Consider the following 20019-nt stretch of genomic DNA (forward strand, 5'->3'; position numbering starts at 1 on the left):
TTTATCATCGTTCTGTGCGTAGGTAGCTGAACAAATTGATAAAATAGCAATAACTGCAAAAATCTTTTTCATAAAAGTAAATTTTTTTAAACCCAAAATTAAGGCGTGTGGATTAAACAATTATATTTTGTTGGTAAACGAATAGTTAAAACAAAAAATATTAAATTTCATTTTATAAATTATCCAGCATGTCTTTTACCATTGCCGGTAAATTATAATCTTCTTTCCACCCCCAGTTTTTTCTTGCCACAGTATCATCAATACTCTGCGGCCAGCTGTCGGCGATAGTTTGCCTGTAATCTGATTTATAACTCATTTCAAAATCAGGAATACGTTTTTTTATTTCGGCAGCAATTTCTTTTGGTGAAAAGCTCATACCCGAAATATTGTAAGATGTCCGTACTGCAATTTTTTCTGCAGGTGCTTCCATCAATTCAATCGTTGCCCTTATAGCATCGGGCATGTACATCATAGGCAGGTAAGTATCTTCTTTTAAAAAACATTCGTATTTTTTTTCTTCCAGCGCTTCATGAAAAATTTCAATAGCGTAATCGGTAGTACCTCCTCCGGGTGCACTTTTATAACTTATTAAACCGGGGTAACGCAAACTTCTTACATCTACACCAAAGCGGTGAAAATAATAATTGCACCAAAACTCTCCTGCGTATTTACTTATCCCATACACTGTACTCGGTTCTATAATGGTTTGCTGCGGACAATTTTGCTTAGGACTTGTTGGCCCAAAAACTGCAATGGACGATGGCCAGTACACTTTACTTATTTTTTCTTCTCTTGCGATATCCAGTACGTTTAATAAGCCGGTCATATTTAAGCTCCAGGCAAGGTTAGGATTTTTTTCGCCGGTGGCAGAGAGTATGGCGGCTAACAAATATATCTGCGTAAAATTTTGCCGTATCACCTGCACATGCAGCATTTCTTTATTCATCACATCCAAACTTACATAAGGGCCAGTGCCTTCCAGCAAAGGGTTTTGCTCCCTTAAATCGCTGGCTACCACATTGGCATTGCCATACATTTTACGTAATGCTAATGTTAACTCCACTCCTATCTGGCCGCTGGCACCAATCACTAAAATTTTGTCTTTTATCATATTTACAGTTTATAATTATCAAATGTAAAGAGAAAAAAAATATTTCAGGTAACCACCTGCTGCTAATCCATTTCTGTAATTGGCTCAATTGAGCTTTAAATGATTTGAGGAAAGAAGAAATTTGAGAAAAGTTGTTTTATGAAATCTTTTGCACTTTGCTTATGCTGTAGTTTTTTATTGGTAATGCTGATAAGCACAACAGCTTTTACACAAAATGTAGGCATAGGTGTACCAGTGCCATTGCAAAAACTGGATGTAAACGGTGCTATTAAAATTGGAACTACCGCTACTAATCAAACAGGAACTGTTCGTTTTAATGCAGGTAAATTTGAAGGCGGTGATGGTACAAACTGGAAAAGTTTGGAGGGGTTACCATCAAAAGGTATCATATTAGCACAAAGCCAGGATACCATAAATATAAAGGCCGCAGGTTTTTCCGTATTAAGGGTAATTGATTTATGGGATACTGCTTTTATTCCGGTAAACACTAATTATCCCGGCAGTTGGACAAACGGGTTTCCACTATCTTCAGCACTAATTACTCCTGCTCCCAATACAAGCCGTGAATCTGTGCTGTACAATAATAAATTTATTTATTACGGTACCGACGGCTATTTATATTTATACGATATCATTTTACAAAAATGGGATCGTTCACCAACTATTTCGCCACTCGGCATAAAAAATAATTGCGGAGTAACACAGGTAGGCAACGAAATCTTTATTACCGGAGGTTACAATTTAATTGCCAGTCCTCCCAGTGCTGTAATTTCTAATGCCGCAGCTAAATACAATTTAATAACTAATACCTGGGCTGCTATTGCCAGTATGCCTGTACCAAATACTTCGCATGCTACTGCAGCAATCGGTACGGATATTTATTTATTAAATGGAGCCAGTACGGTCATAAATTCATTCACTTTCAATTACGTAAAAAAAATGTATCGATACAATACGTTAACCAATACCTGGTCTGCCGAAATTTCAATTGCATCAACACCAGGACCAGAGTATTTGAATAGTGGCCAGCTCGTATCCCGTAACAATAAACTGGTTTGGACCAATGTAAGCCTTCTGGCTATTGAGTACGACCCCGTAACCCATGTGAATACAAACATAAGCTATAACATACCCGGCGGCCCCGGTTTTTATGTAGAATCTTATTCAATGGCTTTGGCTGGAAACAAACTTTATATTACAGGGGATAAATCCTTAATTCTTCCTCCGCCTCCTCTTAGACCAGAAATAGTGCATTACGAGTTAGAACTTAGCAATACAACCACTGCTCCACTTCAATTAAATGTATGTCAAATTCAAACTTCAAGGATTTTTTGCTACAAATACAATCCATCAACAGATCGGTTTTATGGTTTAAACAGTACCGGTCAACCGAAAATATTTAACAGGTCAGGGAGTGAGGTGTGTGATCAAATTATGGTATTGAAAGGGTATTGGTCGTACATGAAAAAAAATTAACACACTGGGGCAGTTTTGCATCGGCATGCCAATGGTATAGAATATCTCTTGAAAAAATATTTTTAAATATCCTGCTGCTAAACCTTTTCTGTAATTGGATCAATGCCGCTTTAAATGTTTTGATTTAAGAAAGAAATTTGAAAAACAATACGCTTAATTTTTATACATAATTCTAAAACTAAGTTCTCTATTTATCTTTTTAAAATGCGATACAAAAAATCAACAAAACAAAATTTTATAATGTTGAAATTTTTTTTCATACTGTTTGTTTTTTTTGCAACAAGGGCTAACGCACAATACACAGGCGGCAGTAATGATGGTTTTTTAAAAATAGCTATAGCCAATCAAAATACATTACCCAATATTTATACCGGGGGCAATAATGATGGTTACTTACAGTCGGCAGTACTTAATCAAAATGCATTACCTAATATTTATACAGGAGGTAGTAATGATGGTTATGTGCAGTTTGCCGTTCTTAATCAAAACTCATTACCTAATATTTATGCTGGTGGTAATAATGATGGCTTTCATCAAACATTTATCATAAATCAAAATACATTGCCCAATATTTATGCCGGCGGCAATAACGATGGCTTTCATCAAACAATTATTATTAATCAAAATACATTACCCAATATTTATAGTGGCAACAGCAGCGATGGTTTTGCAAGTAAAACGGTATTTGGCCAAAACTCACTTTGCACCGGTGATGTTGCCACATGGAATGGCAGCGTAAGCATTGCCTGGGAAAACCCTGCCAACTGGGATTGTGGCACCTTGCCCAACAGTAACAGTAATGTTTTAATCCCTTCCGGCTTATCAAGGTATCCTACGGTATCGTTTACCTACGAAATTAAAAGCTTGTATTTACAGCCCGGCAGTTCGGTAACAGTATCACCGGCAGCTAATTTTAAACTAAATGGAAATTAATAAAAATAAAAAAATATGAAAAAGATAATTACACTTTTAACTTTATTTTTTTTACTGCAAAACGGTAAGGCCAATAATGTAGTAATAAGCAATGTAAATTTAGTAAACAATGGAGGTAATAATATTTATGTGCAGTTTGATATAAGCTGGGAAAACAGCTGGAGAATATTAAACGGGCCAGCCAATTATGATGGGGTATGGATATATTTTAAATACAAAACTGCTACCGGTAATTGGGTTCATTTAAATTTAAATAGTATTACTGCAGCAGATCTTATTCCTGCTACTTTAGCTTATTGGAGATCTTCATACGGCGCTGTTATGCACCGCTCTGCTTCCAATTTAGGTATTGGTAATATAAGTATAGCAGGCGTAAGATTAGCTGTGGACAATACCGTTCCTTATAATATTGAGTTAAGGGCTTTTGCAGTAGAAATGGTTTATATACCAGCAAGTACTGTAGTTAATGGTAATGGCTTGGCCCTGGGTGATGGAGATGGTATTTTTACAGAAAGCATTAATGCATTTCATAAACAAGGTTTAGATATTTATGCTGTTACAGGAGTTGGATTTTCTGGTCTTGACTTAATCAGTGTAGATGTGAATGGTATTGATGATGCAGAAATTGAAGAACCAAACTCTTTTACTATCGCAGATGCTTCTGGTGATGGAATACAAAATTTAGCAATCAGTAATGCTTTTTTTCCTGTTTCCTCAGCTATTTGGTGTATGAAGTATGAGGTAACACAGGGTGCTTACCGGGATTTTTTAAATACGCTTAACCTTGCTCAACAAACTACCCGTACCGCAAATTCACCAACATCCGCTACAGGTACTGGTGCTTTAACAGCATCCGGAACCGGCAGAAATTTTTTAGAAATAAAATTCCCTTCAAGCATTGGTTTACCTGCTACCTATGGCTGTGATGCTTCAGGCAATAATATATTTGATGAAGCTAACGACGGTGAGTTTGCAGCTTGTAATTTTTTGGGCTGGACCGATTTGGCAGCTTGGTTAGACTGGGCAGGTTTAGCACCCATGACTGAAATGAATTTTGAAAGAATCTGCAGAGGTCATACTTCTGCAGGATTTAATGTACCCGTTAATGGCGAATTTGCGTGGGGTACTACTGCCATAAGCGGCAACTCTTTTACATTAACTGCTCCTTTTACTGCAACTGAAACCGTGAGCAACAGCAGCGCTGTGTTAGGCAATGCAAGCTATGGCAATCTTACCACCGGGCCACTAAGGAATGGCATTTTTGCTACTGCAACATCTAACAGAATTACAAGCGGGGCTTCTTTTTTTGGAGTAATGGATATGAGTGGTAATTTAACTGAAGCATGTGTAACAGTAGGTAATGTAGCGGGGAGAAGTTATAATAAAACCGGAGTGGCAAACTCATCGATAGGTGATGGTAAAATTAGTTTTAATGGAAATGCTATTGCAAATTATTGGCCTGGTAATGTAAACGTAGCAACATCGCAAACTAATTTAGATGCTGAAGTTACAACCGCAGCGGGTACTATCAGGCGTGGTGGTGATTTTTCAATTGGAGTAACTAAGCTAAGGGTTTCTGACAGATCTGATGGACCTTTAACAGTAAGCAGAGTTGTTTACCAGGGTGGCAGGGGAGTAATTGTATTGGCAATGTATTAAAGTTTAGAAATAGTTTGGGAGCTGTAACCAACTGCAAGTGCAACAGTAGAAGAAAAAACATTGTAAAAAAAATTAGCTAATAATAAAAACTGTATCAGCAGTTTGTTTGTGCAAATAGATTTCAATAAGTTTTGAATGATTTTTTATTTAGGCTAAATTGAAGTGATTATTAAACCTAATTTCAAGTAGCTTTAAGCCATGCGATACAGCCGTTGTATTATATTTATTTTCTTCATTGTGTTCAATTGTTATGCATCGGCGCAGCAAAAGATGAATTACTCTTTTAAGCACCTTACCCAAACTGATGGATTGCTGCACAACCAGGTATTTTCTATAGTACAGGATGCCAAAGGTTTTATATGGATAGCAACTGCTAATGGCTTACAGCGGTACGATGGCTCCCGTTTTATTTATTACCCCGAAATGCTGAGCAGTCCATTGGGTATGCTTACTAATGCAGTTAACATGTATGCCGATAATAAAAATAACAGGCTATGGATAAGCAATGATAACAAACTGGAAAAAATGGAAACAGAAAAAAATAAATTTACTGTTTACAATAAAGAAAAATTAATAACAGACACAGCTTTTACATTTACTTCGTACCGTGATGCTGATAATAAAGAGTGGAGGCTAAGCTCCAATGCGCTTTATCAATACAACAGCAGTTTAAAAAAATATTTTTCTAATAACTTAAATGTTTTACCTGCAAACAGCCACTACAGCACTTCCATTGCTGCCGACAGTACCACTAACATTACCTGGGTTATCACCAATAATAATTTATATCTGTTCGATAAAAAAAGTAAAAAAGTTTATTCAGCTATTAATAATCCTGAAAACAATCTATTATTAAAGTTTTTAAAAAATAACCTGCAGGGTAAAAACCTGCGATTTATTATGATAGACAGCAGGCAAAATTTTTGGATTAGCACCTGGGCGGATGTTTTATTCCGGTATGATAACAAAACAAAAAAAATAAGCCAGTACAATTTATCTGATATTAAAATGAAAGCGAAAAATAATTTACCCACTTCTTCGGGTATTATTATCAGTTGCATGATGGAAGATGACCATAACAATAACTGGCTGGCTACAGAAGGCGGAGGCTTGCTAAGGTATAACGAGGATCAGGATAATTTTGATTATTGTATTGCAGAAGAAAAAAACAGTGAAACTATACGGTACAATTTCAGTATTTACTGCCTTTTTCAGGATAAAGAACAAAATATATGGTTAGGTACAGATAAGGGTATCAGTATTTTTAATCCTTACAGAAAATTTTTTAATGCTGTACGGCACGAAAAAAATAATCCTTTATCAATTACTAAAAATGAAATTACCAGTGCTGTACAAACTACAAGCGGCGATATAATTATCGGCACATGGGGCGGAGGTATTACTGTTTATGATGAACACCTGAATTTTAAAAAAAATATTTTATTTAAAGGCCTGCCACCGCATAAAAATTTTACCTGGAGTTTAATACAGGTTGATGAAGAAACCCTGTGGACAGGATGCCAGCATGGCTACCTGCAGCAATATAATTTAGTATCTGGTGCTGTACAAACTTTCCATCCGCCGGAAATGGAAGGTTCTACAATAATGTGCATGGAAAAAGATAGTAAAGGCAATGTATTTTTTGGCCTGCACAATGGTAAAATTGTAAAATGGAATAAACAACAGCAAAAATTTTATGCCTGCAGGGATACTTTAAAAAAAGCGGATAATGTTTCAAATATTTTTATTGATAAAGATCAGCAATGCTGGGTAAGCACTATTGCAGGTTTTAAACAATTTGATACAGAGAAAATGATTTACACCAGCATTTGGTTACCAGATGAAAATAATGTTAAAGCATTATCAGGCCAAACCTGCAGGGGAATAGAAGAACTTAACGACAGCTTATTACTTATAGGCACGATTTATGGCGGGTTAAATTTTTTTAATAAAAAAACAAAAACATTTTCTCAGGTAACCATGGCCAATGGCTTACCCTCCAATAATATTTATGCAATAAAAAAAGATACTGCAGGTAAAATATGGTTCACTTCCGATTATGGGCTTTGTAAATACATCCCGTCAGAAAAAAAAATCATTCTTTTTGGTATGGAACCGGGGCTTGTTACCTCCACCTTTTCATCTAATAAATTTTATCCTTTACAAAATGGACAATGGTTAACATTTACCGGCACAGAAATAATAAGTTTTTTTACGGGCAATCCTGGCTACGGCAATATTAATAAGCCAAAAATTGAAATTACCGGATTTGAAATTTTAGGTAAAGCAGTATCAGTTGATTCATTACTTTATAACAACAACCCACTCAGGCTTTCTTACAAAGAAAATTTTATAACTATCGAATTTGCTTCACTAAGTTTTTCCGGCGTATTGCCTACTAATTATTATTACCGTCTTGAAGGAGTTGATAAAAACTGGGTAAATGGCGGCACCAAACGTTTTGCTAATTACACCAGCCTGCAACCGGGTGAATATATTTTTGAAGTAAAAGCAGAGCAGGGCAATAATACTGGAGCAATTACTTCTTTTAAAATAATTATTACACCACCCTTGTGGAAAACCACTTGGTTTAAAATTTTATGTGCACTGCTTATTACAGGCATAATTTATTCGATAGCTAAATGGCGTATGAATGCGGTACGTAACGAAGCAAAAAACAAAATGCTTTTTGCCAAACAAATGGCAGAAATGGAGATGAAAGCACTCCGCAGCCAGATGAATCCGCATTTTATATTTAACTGCATTAACAGTATTGATGCATTAATACAGGGGAACGATAAATATTCTGCAACCGTTTATCTTAATAAATTTGCCAAACTTTTACGAAATATTTTAGACACCAGTAAACAAAATACAGTACTTTTTAGTAAAGATGTTGATACACTAAAATTGTATATTGAACTTGAAGAATTAAGGCATGAAAATAAATTTAAAACAACTTTCAATATTGACAGCGAACTCTTAAACAGCGATTATAAAGTACCGCCGCTAATTGTACAGCCCTTTGCAGAAAATGCTATACTGCACGGGCTTAAAAATAAAGAGGGTAATGATGGCATACTTATCATTACAATAAAAAAAGTAAATGACACCATTCAATATACAATTACCGACAATGGTATTGGAAGAAAAGCTGCCGGAGAAATAATGCAAAATAAAGAATCGCACCATGGCATGCAAATAAGTTACGACAGGATAAAATTATTTAACAAAGAAGAGCATGCAGCTATACAGATAAATGATTTGTACAATAATGGAAAAGCAACAGGTACCGAAGTAACCGTTAACTTAAATATTATTTAAAATGATAAGCGCAATAATAATTGATGATGAAGCCAAAGGCAGAATGGCGCTGAGGGAAAAATTGCTGACTTATTGTACGCAGGTAAAAATAGTTGCCGAGGCAGAAAATGGGCAGGAAGCATTATTGCTGATACAACAACACCAACCTCAACTTATTTTTTTAGATATTGAGATGCCCCGTATGAACGGTTTTGAAATGCTGAACCAGTTGCCCGAAAAAAATTTTCATGTAATTTTTACTACTGCTTACGACCAGTACGCCATTAAAGCAATAAAATATGCCGCTTTTGATTATTTACTAAAACCTGTAGATATTGATGAGCTAAAAACAGCTGTATCTAAAGTGGACATGCAGCAAAACAATCAAACAAAAAAACAAGTTGAGTTGCTGCAGCAAAATATGCAGCACCCAAAGAAACAATTAAACAAATTAGCCATTCCTACTTTAGAGGCCTTATTATTTTTTGATATAAACGACATTATACATTTAGAGGCCAACAGCAATTACACCAATATTTATTTTACTGATAAAACAAAAATAACCGCCTCCAAAACTTTAAAAGAATTTGAAGAGCTGCTGCCCGAAGATATTTTTTTCCGCACTCACCACTCCCATCTTATCAACCTTAATTTTATTAAAAAATACATTAAGGGTGATGGAGGCCAGATTGAATTGCAAAACGGCGCTTACGTCGATGTGTCCCGTAGAAAAAAAGAAGAGTTTCTTAAAGCCATTGGCTATTAGCATTTCTTTCTTTTAAATAAAGTTAAAAAATATTTCATACAGCGTAAGCTTACATTTATTTCTTCGCTGTTGCTAAATATTCTTTTTGGTGTAGCAATAATTGCTCAACCCAACTAACAAAGTGTACCCAAAAAAATGCCCGCCTAATCATAAAACACCCCCGCTTATTTACTGGGGGTTTTTATCTACTACAAATAAAAATAATTTGGCAAATAATTTAATAAACTTCCAACCAAAAAATATTTCATCATGAAATCATTACTTGTTTTTATTATAAGCATTGTATTGCTTGTTGCTAAAAGCAGCAGCCAAAATGTTGGTGTAAATACTCCCACACCCGAAGCAACTTTAGATGTAAACGGAGATTTGATTTTGCGAACTACAGAAATTACAGTTGCCGATGGTATAACCATTGCATTGGATATAAATACAACCCGGTTTAGTTATTACAGGCTTACAGGCCCCACTGCAGATTTTACCATTGCTGGTATTGCAGCAGGTAATGATGGCAGGTTGCTCACCCTGTTTAACCGAACCGGTTTTAATATGCAAATAAATAATGAAGATGTAAATGCTGCTGTAACAGATATGATTGTTACAGGTACAAATGCAGATATAACCATAATAAATAAAGGTATTGTAAATCTGCAGTACGATGCCACCGAACAAAAATGGATTGTAAAAAGCAGCAGTAAAGGTTCTGTTGCTGGTGGTGGTGGTTTTTGGGATGCAAGTGGTAATAATATTTCTAATAATAATACTGGCAATGTAGGTATTGGTACAACCTCACCTATAAATAAACTTACTGTAGAAACGGATAATAATAGCTATGGCATAACGCATAGAAGTATCCAGGGAAATATCTTATCAACCAGGATTGGTGGTACTACAGCAGGCATCGGCACTTTTTCTCCAACTGATATGCGAATATTTAGCGGGAGCTTAAGCCGTATGATCATCTCACAGGCAACCGGCGGTGTATTCATCGGAACAGACAACCCGGCTGTTGGGACTAAGCTTACAGTACAAACATTAAACAACAGTGATGGCATATCGCATATTGGTGAAAATGGAAATGTTTTATCCACCCGAATAGGTGGTACATCAGCAGGCATTGGTACTTTCTCTCCCACTAATATGCGAATTTTTAGTGGTGGTTTCTCAAGGATTTTTGTTTCTGAAGCTACAGGAAATGTAGGAATTGGCGTACCTGATGATAACCCTGTGTTTAAGCTGGACGTTGCAGACAGAATGCGTATTCGGAGTGGAACTGGCGGCAGCACTGCTGGTGTGTGGCTTAATAACCCTGCAAATACTGCTGCTATAGGATTTATGGGTATTGCAGATGCAGTTACTACCGGCTTCTGGGGTAATGTGTCCGGTTGGGGATTGATAATGAATACCAACACAGGTAATGTAGGTATCGGCACACTTAACCCCACATACAAACTATCGGTAAATGGCGACATACGCACCAAAGAAGTTGTAGTGGAAACCGGCTGGGCAGATTATGTTTTTGATAAGAAATATAAACTTGCCCCGCTGGAAGATGTAGAAAAATTTATTCAGCAAAATAAACACCTGCCTAATATACCATCTGCAAAAGAGGTAGCGGAAAAAGGCTTGCATGTTGGTGATGTACAAAAAAGAATGATGGAAAAAATTGAAGAACTGACATTATATATGATTGAATTGAAGAAAGAGATAGAAGCACTAAAAAAGAAATAACCAGGTTTTTTGAATGCCTAATCAGAAAAAATGAAAAAATATATTTTACAACCGCACATTTTCTTACTGATCCATATACTCATTGCCACATGCCTGTATACAGAAGTATATGCACAGCAAAATACAAAGCCGAAACAAAATTGCTCAACCAAAACACCCTTAGTTATAACAAAATACACACAGGAACAACTAAATGGTATTGAGCGAACCATTGACTATTTATATGTGATAAGGGTATATGTTCACATACTCAGGGATAACGATGGCACAAATGCAGCCACTACTGAGGCACAGATGCATATTGATTTACAAACAATGACTAATTTTTTTAAACCTCATAATATCTGTTTCATGTTTGTTGGATTTGAGTATGTAAACAATACTTTTTTAAATAATAGTATGAACCCGGGTTTAGCTGCCGATGAAGCTTCTCTTTTGGCAAATAATAAACACAATGATGCCATTGATATTTATGTACATAGAAGTTTGGGTGACGGGTCGGGTGGTAATTCCTATAATATACCTTCGGATCATTTCTCTGTAGTGCAAGCAAATAATTTTAATTTTTATCATGAAATGGGCCATTGTTTAGGCTTGCTCCATACGTTTGAAACCAGCGGTGGTACCGAATGCCCTGATGGAAGCAACTGCAACAACAGCGGCGATTTAGTTTGTGATACTCAGGCTGACTTTGGCGGATCGGAAAACATGGTAACGCCACCCAATAGCTGTATCTATACAGGCAACCAAACAATAGTTTGTAATGGAAGCACCCGGTCTTACGCTCCACCTATTAATAATATTATGAGCTATTGGGCTGCTTGTTATACACAGTTTACAGTGCAACAGGCAACCAGGATGAGGGCTACTATTGCTAATCAAAATGTAGTAAACAAATGCCTTGTTACCTTAGATGCAACGCTGTATGCAAACTCTATAAACATCACAATCTTAAACGAGTTTTATATGGCCGCAAAAAGTGATATTCGAATTGGTGCTGTTACGCCTGGAAATACTGTATTTATTGGCAGCGGTAATGGAAAAAAATATATTAATGCCGGTAATAAAATTACAATTATGGCTGGCACTGTAATCCGGCCAGCAAGCAGCCCAACAAAATTTTTTATAAATAAGCTGTGCGATTAATGCACAACAACACTGCTTATATTTCTAATCTCAGTGTAACCCCATGAGGTGTTTTAAAAAAGTAAACGGTTGGCAGCAACTGTTTGGCATTCAGGTAAGTTAGTGGCTTTAATTATTTTATAAAAGCTCAGGTTTAAACAGATCAAAAGGATGAATAAGTTTTGTAAATATTGAATAAACAACCGCCATACAAAACATTCAAAAACCAGTAACAAATGATTATCGGGTTAAAGGAGTTAAAAATAAAGTGGTGGAAACTGCCGACTAATAAAAATTGCTTCGAATTAAAACACTAATCATGAAACAAATCATTTCAATTTTATTTATCGCTGCCATACTTTATTCCTGCGGCAATAGTAACCAAAGCAATCCTGTTGAAAGGGCAACACAAATTAAAGCGGCCATTAAGCCTGGCACTGTTGCTGCCACCGCAAGCGGTTATACTATGAATGCCAAAATAAATGGCAGTAATTGGGTGGCATCTTCCATGATGCCACCCGATGCTGCTGGCAGAATAGTGGGTTATTATAAGAATGATTATATAGGCCTGTCTTATTCCAAAACTGATATGGTGGTGGGCAAAAAAATAATTATCAGCGATGACAATGCAGTTGACCTTATGCTGAATGATGGTTGTTTATACATCAACCCAAAAGGAGCAATAGAAATTACAAAAGTGGATGATAATGCAGCAGAAGGAAAATTTTTTTTTACCAATGTTTGTAACAACACCAAAAAAGAAGTAAAAATTACAGATGGTTTTTTTCGCATACTATTAATTAAAAACTAATTGATAAAACATTTTTAAACTCATTCATTTAAGAATAATGAAAAAAATTTATCTGGTTACAACACTGCTCCTGTCTTTTTATTTTTTAAAAGCACAAACATGGACGGGTGCATCCGGCTCCAATTGGAACAGTACTTCTAACTGGAACCCCATGGTTGTGCCTGCAAGTAATGATATTGCCATCATTCCCGGCGGCTTAGGGAATTATCCGGTTTTATTGAACAACATAACTGTAAGATCTATTAATATGCAGGCAGGCAGCAGTATAGATGTAAATGGTTTTAACGTTACCATCATTAGTAACGATTTTGTATATTTTACCGGAGCAACAATTAATAATAGCAATGCTGGTACTGATATTATTTTAAATATTAACACCGGCGACCTTGGCTTTACCACTTATTTTAAAAACAATACTGTTAATGATGCAATTGTATTTAACATCTCCGGCATCAATACCTTTTTAGATGGTGATGCCGGTGTTGCCAATCAATTTAATGGCAATGTTACTTACAATATAACAGGTACGCTTAATGTTAAAATTTCTGAGGTTGTACCCTCACAATTTAATGGCAGCCTTACTGTAAACCGAACCACAAAAGGAGAAACGCATGTGTGTAATGGCGGAGGAAATATTATTGGGAATTATTCATTTACCGATAATACAGGCAGCATAACAATAATGGGAACAAACACAGCAAAAACAAGTATTGGTGGTACGGTTGACATTACAATTAACGACCCCTCAATAAATACTGCTACATCTATTTTCGAAATTCACCGCTTTATTAATCAAACAAATGGAGGCAATATTTTATTGCAAAATACGGCTGGTTTTTTAATAGAAAAAGATACCTTAAAAAATACAGCACTAACAATTAATGGGGTTAGAGGTAACATTAATTGCCAAATTTTAAACAGTTCTATTACAGCGGTAACATCTTTAAACAGTAATGCTTTACCATTAGGCAATGCGCCAGTCTACATTAATAATAACCTGTTTACAGGCAATACAAATTTTACCATGAATGGTGGTCTTGGTATTCCTTTTTATGAATGGGGAAACCATTACATTGGCAATACCATTTTTACTGCAAATGGCGCCGGCCCAATGCAGATTTGCTATACCATTGCCGGCTCGCTGTTTGATGGAAATGTTACCATTAACCGTACCGTGGCAGGCTACACTGAAGCATTTACCTATGGCGCAATAATAAACGGTAATTTTATTTATACAAATAATACAGCAGGAGATACACACCTGGGTAATTTTTTTGGCTTTGCCGGAAGAAAAACAACTATCAGCGGTACCATAAATATTACTGCCCATTATACCACGCCTGATGTTTTTGCCCTGGATGAATTGAAGAATCAAACCGGTGGAGGCATCATTGATGTGCTTAATTCCAAAGGTGCAAATATAAAAAATGATACACTGATTGTAAATACATTTACTGTTACTGGCTATAGAAATGGCTTTGCAGAAATGTTCAACAATCAAATAACAGGAAATGTAACCCTAGCTGATGATGCCAGTAATTCGGGAAGTTTTGTTACAGATATGCGTAACAATATAATTACGGGCAATTGCAGTTTTACCAATAACGGCAGCAGTGCTTTATTTGATGCATACAACAGTGGCAGCGGTAATTATAGCAATAAGTATTTTGGTAACGTAACCTACACCCGTAATAATGGCGACATATATATTGGTGTTGGAGGCTCTGCAAGTAACATTGTTGAATATGCACAAAATCTAACGTTAAACTCCGCAAGCAATATTATCATTGGCAAAATAAAATTTACTGGTAGTGGTAATAGTGTAATAGAACAATTGGGTACGCAGCCTATTGTAATGCAGCAATTATCAATACAAAAATCCGGTGCAGGTAAAGTTACTTTAAATGATGCTGTAACCATTAGCAACAACGTAACTTTTATAAGCGGCATCATTTACAGCAGTTTAACTAACCCTTTAATATTTGAAAGTAGCGCAACGCAAACAGGCGCTTCTGCAACCAGTTATTTAGATGGGCCACTAACTAAAATTGGCAACACAGCATTTACTTTTCCTGTTGGTAAACTGGGCAAATTTGCACCCATAAGTATCTCTGCTCCTTTAAATGTAACTGACGCATTCCGGGCACAATATTTTACAACTGACCCTTCTGGCAACGGCTACAATACAGCACTAAAAGATGCTACGATAGATCATTTGTCTTCATCAGAATATTGGATACTGGATAGAACAGCTGGTGCATCTGCTGTGTTTGTAACTTTAAGCTGGGATGGTAGCCGAAGCGGTACAGTAAATAGTCTGCCCGACCTTAAAGTAGCAAGGTGGAATGGCAGTTTATGGAAAGATGAAGGAAATAGTTTAGTAACAGGCACTAATACTTCTGGTACCGTTACATCATTGATTGCTGTGGCTAATTTCAGTCCGTTTACATTGGCATCAGGCACCGCTTTAAATCCTTTACCTGTCACACTTATAAGTTTTGATGGCGGCAAATGCAATAACAGTATTTGCTTAAATTGGGTTACAGAAAACGAACAAAATTCCTCTCATTACGAAGTTGAAAAAAGTACTGACGGCAGTAATTTTATAAGCATCAATACGGTAAATGCAAAAAATACAATTGCGAAAAGTTATTACACAGCAACAGATGCAAATGCGTTTCCCGGCATTAATTTTTATCGTTTAAAAATGATTGATGTTGATGGTAAATTTAAGTACAGCAATGTAATAAAATTAAATTTTGATAAGCAGCAATTGTTTTCAGTTTCACCAAATCCTGCACACAATTTTATTGTACTTAAAAATGCAAATGATAACAGCATTGCAAAAATTATTGATGTTGCAGGAAAAGTACAACTGCAACAAAAAACAAAGCCCGGTACAAATGAAATTAACATTAGTCATTTAGCAGCGGGTATATATTTAGTTCAATTAATTAGTGGGATCGAGATAACTACTGTTAAATTTATTAAAGAATAACAAAGAGATAATTATTATTTCAGGAAGAAATATTGGATTTTCGTCACAGGAAATAAACTATTAACGTTTACAGGAGAAATTTTTACGGGGTTATAATACCACCACAACAGCATTGAATTTTTGTAATCAAATCAATTTATTTTTAATTATTCAAGAGATGAAAAAAATAATTATCACACTGTTGTCTTTGCTCATTTCATTTTGTATTTTTTCGCAAAGCAATGAAGAATGGGAAATAAGAAAATTAGAAGATGCACAAAGAGAAGCCTTTTTAAAAAAAGATACAACCGCTTTGTACAAAATTTTCTCTCCCGATTTTGTAGTAAATGCTCCCACCAATAAAATTACCACACTGCAACAGTTAAAACATTTAATACGAAGTGGCGAAGTGGACATGGAAATTTTTGAAAGAGTTACAGAAAAAGTAACTTTTAATAATAACATTGCTATTGCCATGGGTAACGAAACCCTGCACCCTGCCGGCAAAATGCCCAATGCAGGTAAAACGGTAAAGCGACGCTATACCAATATCTGGATGAAAAATAAAAATAACTGGCAGTTGGTGGCAAGGCAGGCGACGATTATTTCTATTGATTGAAATCATTAATAAATCAAAACAAAAAAAATGAAAAAATTAATCTCCTTAGTATCATCGCTGCTTATTTTATTTTGTGCTTATGCACAAAACGAAATCATAGAAAAAGAAATCCGGGACCTTGAAGAAAAACAGGCACAGGCAATAATGAAAAAGGATTCGGCTACATTACGAAAAATATGGGCACGCAACTTTATGGTAAATTCTCCAAGAAATAATGTTTTAACAGGGGGCCAGGTAGAGATGGTGATGGCTGGGCTTATCAGCTACACCAGTTATACACATGACCTTGAAAAAATTCTTGTTACTGGAAATATCGTAATATCCATGGGTAGTGAAACCGTTGTTCCGGTAATGGGCAGTCCAAAAGGCGGGCAAACAATTAAACGACGGTATACCAATATCTACCAAAGAGAAAATGATCGATGGATATTGATTGCAAGACATGCAAATGAAATATGTCAATAGAAATTTCTAAATTTAAATCTCAATTTACTTTTTATGACATCCCGAAGAAATTTTGTTGAAAAAAGCAGTGCAGCATTAATATCTGTTTTGTTACTTCCCGCTATTAATTCAGCGCAGACCTCATCCCCATTTAAAGGAATAGTAGTAAACGAAGAAGATGGTGAAACGTATTTGTTAAGAAACGGCACAACGATATTGAAAATTAAAGTTGCAAAGCAGCTGGGATCGGAAAACATTAGCTTCTTATCAGAAACCATTTTACCTGCCGAAGGCATACCTGTACATAAACATAAAAAAGAAGATGAATTAATTTTTATTCATAGAGGCTCAGGCATATTTACCATGGGAGAAAAAGAATACCCGGTTTCAGAAGGTGCTGTAGCTGTAGTGCCAAAAGGCACCTGGCATGGCTTAAGAAATAACGGAACTGAAAATTTAGAAATGCGATTTGCTTATACTCCTTCAGGATTTGAGGGATATTTTAGAGAAGTAGGTACGCCACTAGGCAAGCCTTTTGTAAAAAGAACCATTGAAGAAAAAAGAGTGATTGCAAAAAAATGGGGTATGACACTTAAAGAATAAAATATTTTATAAAAAATTCATTATCCAGATATTTCTATCCCCTCAGCCTATACAAACATCATTCTTAAAATAAGCTATCATGTTTAAGTGTACACATAAAAAAATTGTTTTTGGAATGATCTTTCTCACTTCAATAATTCCTTATAATAGTTTTACTCAATCAGCACGGCCCAATATTATTTACATTATGACGGATGATATGGGTTATGGAGATTTAAGCTGCTACGGACGCAAAGATTACACCACCCCAAATTTGGATAAACTGGCTTCGCAGGGAGTAAAGTTTATGAATGCATATACAGGCGGTCCCATGTGTACGCCTACCCGAACTTCGTTTATGACGGGCCGCTACCCTGCCCGTACACCAGTTGGTTTGCATGAGCCCCTTGTGCAAAAAGACAGCCTCGCCGGATTAACATCCAATTATCCTTCCATTGCCACCTTCATGAAAAAAAGTGGCTACAGCACTCATCTCGTTGGTAAGTGGCATTTAGGTTTTTTGGCTGCAATGAGCCCAATACAAAATGGGTTTGAAGAATTCTTTGGTTACAATAGCGGTGGGATAGATCATATTTCTCATACCAATGTTGTAGGCCAAAATGATTTGTATGAAAATGAAACACCTGTAATTAAAAAAGGTTACCTCACAGAACTTTTTGCGGAGAGAACTATTGATATTATCCGGCAACGACATACAAAACCATTTTTTATCAGCCTCATGTTTAGTGCACCGCACTGGCCGCTGCAGGCACCGGGCGATACTCCTTATGCATTGGGCAGAGAGCAATGGCAGCAGGGCGGTACTCCTGAAAAATATGCAGCCATGATGAAAAGTCTTGATGATGCCATTGGGAAAATAATGCAAACCCTGGACGAAGAAAATCTTTCAAAAAATACGGTCATCATATTTACAAGTGATAACGGTGGTGAAAAATTTGGTGATAATGGAATTTATCAGAAGGGCAAATTTCATTTATGGGAAGGTGGTATAAGAACCGCCGCATTTATACGATGGCCCGGAAAAATTGCAGCCAACACCGTTACTAATCAGATTACAATTACTATGGATTGGATGGCTACAATACTTGCCCTTGCAAATGCAAAAGCAGATAAAAATTTTCCGTTAGATGGAATAGACTTAATACCCATATTAACAGGCAATAAAAAAAATATGGAACGCACATTTTACTGGCGAACATTTCAACGCAATAAACAAAAAGCCATCAGAACCGGACCATGGAAATATTTACAGGATGAAAAAGGCGAATACCTGTTTAACCTGGTAAAAGATCCGGGTGAAAAAAATAATCTTAAAGAAAAAGAAAAAATAATTTTCGAAAGGTTAAAACAAAAATATTCCGATTGGGAAAAAACGGTGTTGCCTCCTGTTCCTTTATAAATAAAATTTTAAACAATAAGAATAAAAAATAAACAGTATGAAGAGAAATAAATTTATTTTATCAGCCCTTGCAATTGCTGCAGCTCCATTTTCAACTTTTTCAAAAAATAAAAATGAAATGCAACGAACAGATAAAGGTTTTAAAGTAAACGCAGGCGAAGGCCGGATACATGGCCATATAAAATTAAAAGGCATTAATCAAAATATACTTGATGTAAAAATATCCGGCAGCGATACCGACGGAGGCTTTGCTATGTTTGAACAAACCTCTTTATCGCAGGGTAAAGGAACACCTTTGCATGTACATCATTTTCAGGATGAAGTTTTTTATGTGGTGGAAGGCAGTTACTTTTTTCAGGTAGGAGAAGATAAATTTCATTTGGCCGCTGGCGACAGTATTTTTATGCCAATGAAAGTGGCTCATGCCTGGACGCAGGTAAGTGAAAAAGGAAAGATGACGGTACTTTTTCAACCGGCAGGAAAAATGGAATCATTTTTTACAACACTTGCAGCATTTGATAAGGAACCTTCAAAAGAGGAAATGAGTAAACTTTTTAAAGATAATGAAATGCAAATTGTTGGACCGCCTTTAAAAATCGAATAATTATAATTAATCTTCTAAAAAAATAATACCATGCTTTAATTAGTTCATTTTATTTACAGCAGTAGTTTTTTAACCAACTTAAAATAAGAAATAGAATTTAATACAAAGCCGCTAAAAAAGCATACCCCGTTTTAAAAAATTATTAAACAGCATACCTAATAAAATCTGCATTAACTTTAAACTATGCGTTATTGTTTAATAACAATATTCCTTTACTTTATTTCCGGTTTAGTAAACCCGGCTGCAGCACAACAGCAAATTTTTAAAAACTACACCATAAACGAAGGGCTTGTTTCCAATACCATCCGCCGGGTGCACCAGGATGCAAAAGGATTTTTACGGGGCCGGAGGGTTTCTGCAATTGTTCGCCGATCAACGTCCCGGCCCTGATCACCTTGATTTCCGACTGGCGGGCACCGGCGGTTTCATTCGGTTGCACGATCCAGCTGGGGTGGTTTTCG

16 protein-coding genes are annotated in these 20019 nt (G+C 36.0%); 14 read left to right on the top strand and 2 right to left on the bottom strand.

The features are described from left to right. Positions 1-172 precede the first annotated feature (172 nt). Positions 173-1111, bottom strand: coding sequence for an NAD-dependent epimerase/dehydratase family protein (locus tag ACY651_RS09665; RefSeq protein WP_462252115.1), 939 nt, complete (start codon positions 1109-1111; stop codon positions 173-175). A 138-nt stretch (positions 1112-1249) separates the two neighbouring features. Between ACY651_RS09665 and ACY651_RS09670 the strand changes: the two genes are divergently transcribed. From ACY651_RS09670 to ACY651_RS09735, 14 genes are all read left to right on the top strand, one after another. Next, complete coding sequence (locus ACY651_RS09670) at positions 1250-2587, top strand: kelch repeat-containing protein (protein WP_462252117.1); 1338 nt, start codon at positions 1250-1252, stop codon at positions 2585-2587. A 240-nt stretch (positions 2588-2827) separates the two neighbouring features. Then, positions 2828-3520 carry a hypothetical protein gene (locus tag ACY651_RS09675; protein ID WP_462252119.1) on the top strand — a complete coding sequence of 231 codons (693 nt, stop codon included), beginning with the start codon at positions 2828-2830 and terminating at the stop codon, positions 3518-3520. Positions 3521-3535: 15 nt separating this feature from the next. Continuing rightward, positions 3536-5179, top strand: a complete 1644-nt coding sequence (locus ACY651_RS09680) for a hypothetical protein (protein ID WP_462252121.1) — start codon at positions 3536-3538, stop codon at positions 5177-5179. A 270-nt stretch (positions 5180-5449) separates the two neighbouring features. Continuing rightward, a complete protein-coding gene (locus tag ACY651_RS09685; protein WP_462252123.1) occupies positions 5450-8503 on the top strand; it encodes a ligand-binding sensor domain-containing protein in 3054 nt (1017 codons plus the stop codon). Between the two features lies 1 nt (position 8504). Continuing rightward, complete coding sequence (locus ACY651_RS09690; protein ID WP_462252125.1) at positions 8505-9248, top strand: LytR/AlgR family response regulator transcription factor; 744 nt, start codon at positions 8505-8507, stop codon at positions 9246-9248. Positions 9249-9497: 249 nt separating this feature from the next. Further along, complete coding sequence (locus ACY651_RS09695; RefSeq protein ID WP_462252127.1) at positions 9498-10976, top strand: autotransporter outer membrane beta-barrel domain-containing protein; 1479 nt, start codon at positions 9498-9500, stop codon at positions 10974-10976. Positions 10977-11006: 30 nt separating this feature from the next. Next, complete coding sequence (locus ACY651_RS09700; protein WP_462252129.1) at positions 11007-12122, top strand: M43 family zinc metalloprotease; 1116 nt, start codon at positions 11007-11009, stop codon at positions 12120-12122. Positions 12123-12420: 298 nt separating this feature from the next. Next, positions 12421-12912 (top strand): hypothetical protein, encoded by a 492-nt coding sequence (locus ACY651_RS09705; protein ID WP_462252131.1) that lies wholly within the window; start codon positions 12421-12423, stop codon positions 12910-12912. Between the two features lie 37 nt (positions 12913-12949). After that, positions 12950-15910, top strand: coding sequence for a T9SS type A sorting domain-containing protein (locus tag ACY651_RS09710; protein WP_462252133.1), 2961 nt, complete (start codon positions 12950-12952; stop codon positions 15908-15910). Positions 15911-16067: 157 nt separating this feature from the next. After that, positions 16068-16508 carry a nuclear transport factor 2 family protein gene (locus ACY651_RS09715; RefSeq protein WP_462252135.1) on the top strand — a complete coding sequence of 147 codons (441 nt, stop codon included), beginning with the start codon at positions 16068-16070 and terminating at the stop codon, positions 16506-16508. A 27-nt stretch (positions 16509-16535) separates the two neighbouring features. Continuing rightward, positions 16536-16973, top strand: a complete 438-nt coding sequence (locus tag ACY651_RS09720; protein WP_462252137.1) for a nuclear transport factor 2 family protein — start codon at positions 16536-16538, stop codon at positions 16971-16973. A 33-nt stretch (positions 16974-17006) separates the two neighbouring features. Continuing rightward, complete coding sequence (locus ACY651_RS09725) at positions 17007-17555, top strand: cupin domain-containing protein (RefSeq protein WP_462252139.1); 549 nt, start codon at positions 17007-17009, stop codon at positions 17553-17555. Positions 17556-17634: 79 nt separating this feature from the next. Then, entirely contained in the window at positions 17635-18954 is a 1320-nt protein-coding gene (locus ACY651_RS09730; RefSeq protein ID WP_462252141.1) for a sulfatase family protein, read from the top strand. A 37-nt stretch (positions 18955-18991) separates the two neighbouring features. Then, positions 18992-19558 (top strand): cupin domain-containing protein, encoded by a 567-nt coding sequence (locus tag ACY651_RS09735; protein WP_462252143.1) that lies wholly within the window; start codon positions 18992-18994, stop codon positions 19556-19558. Between the two features lie 262 nt (positions 19559-19820). Here ACY651_RS09735 and ACY651_RS09740 read toward each other — a convergent pair. Next, positions 19821-20019: hypothetical protein (locus tag ACY651_RS09740; RefSeq protein WP_462252145.1), on the bottom strand; the 199-nt coding region annotated here is incomplete at its 5' end.

Origin of the sequence: Ferruginibacter sp., assembly GCF_031391665.1 — a bacterium.
Lineage (GTDB): Bacteria > Bacteroidota > Bacteroidia > Chitinophagales > Chitinophagaceae > Ferruginibacter.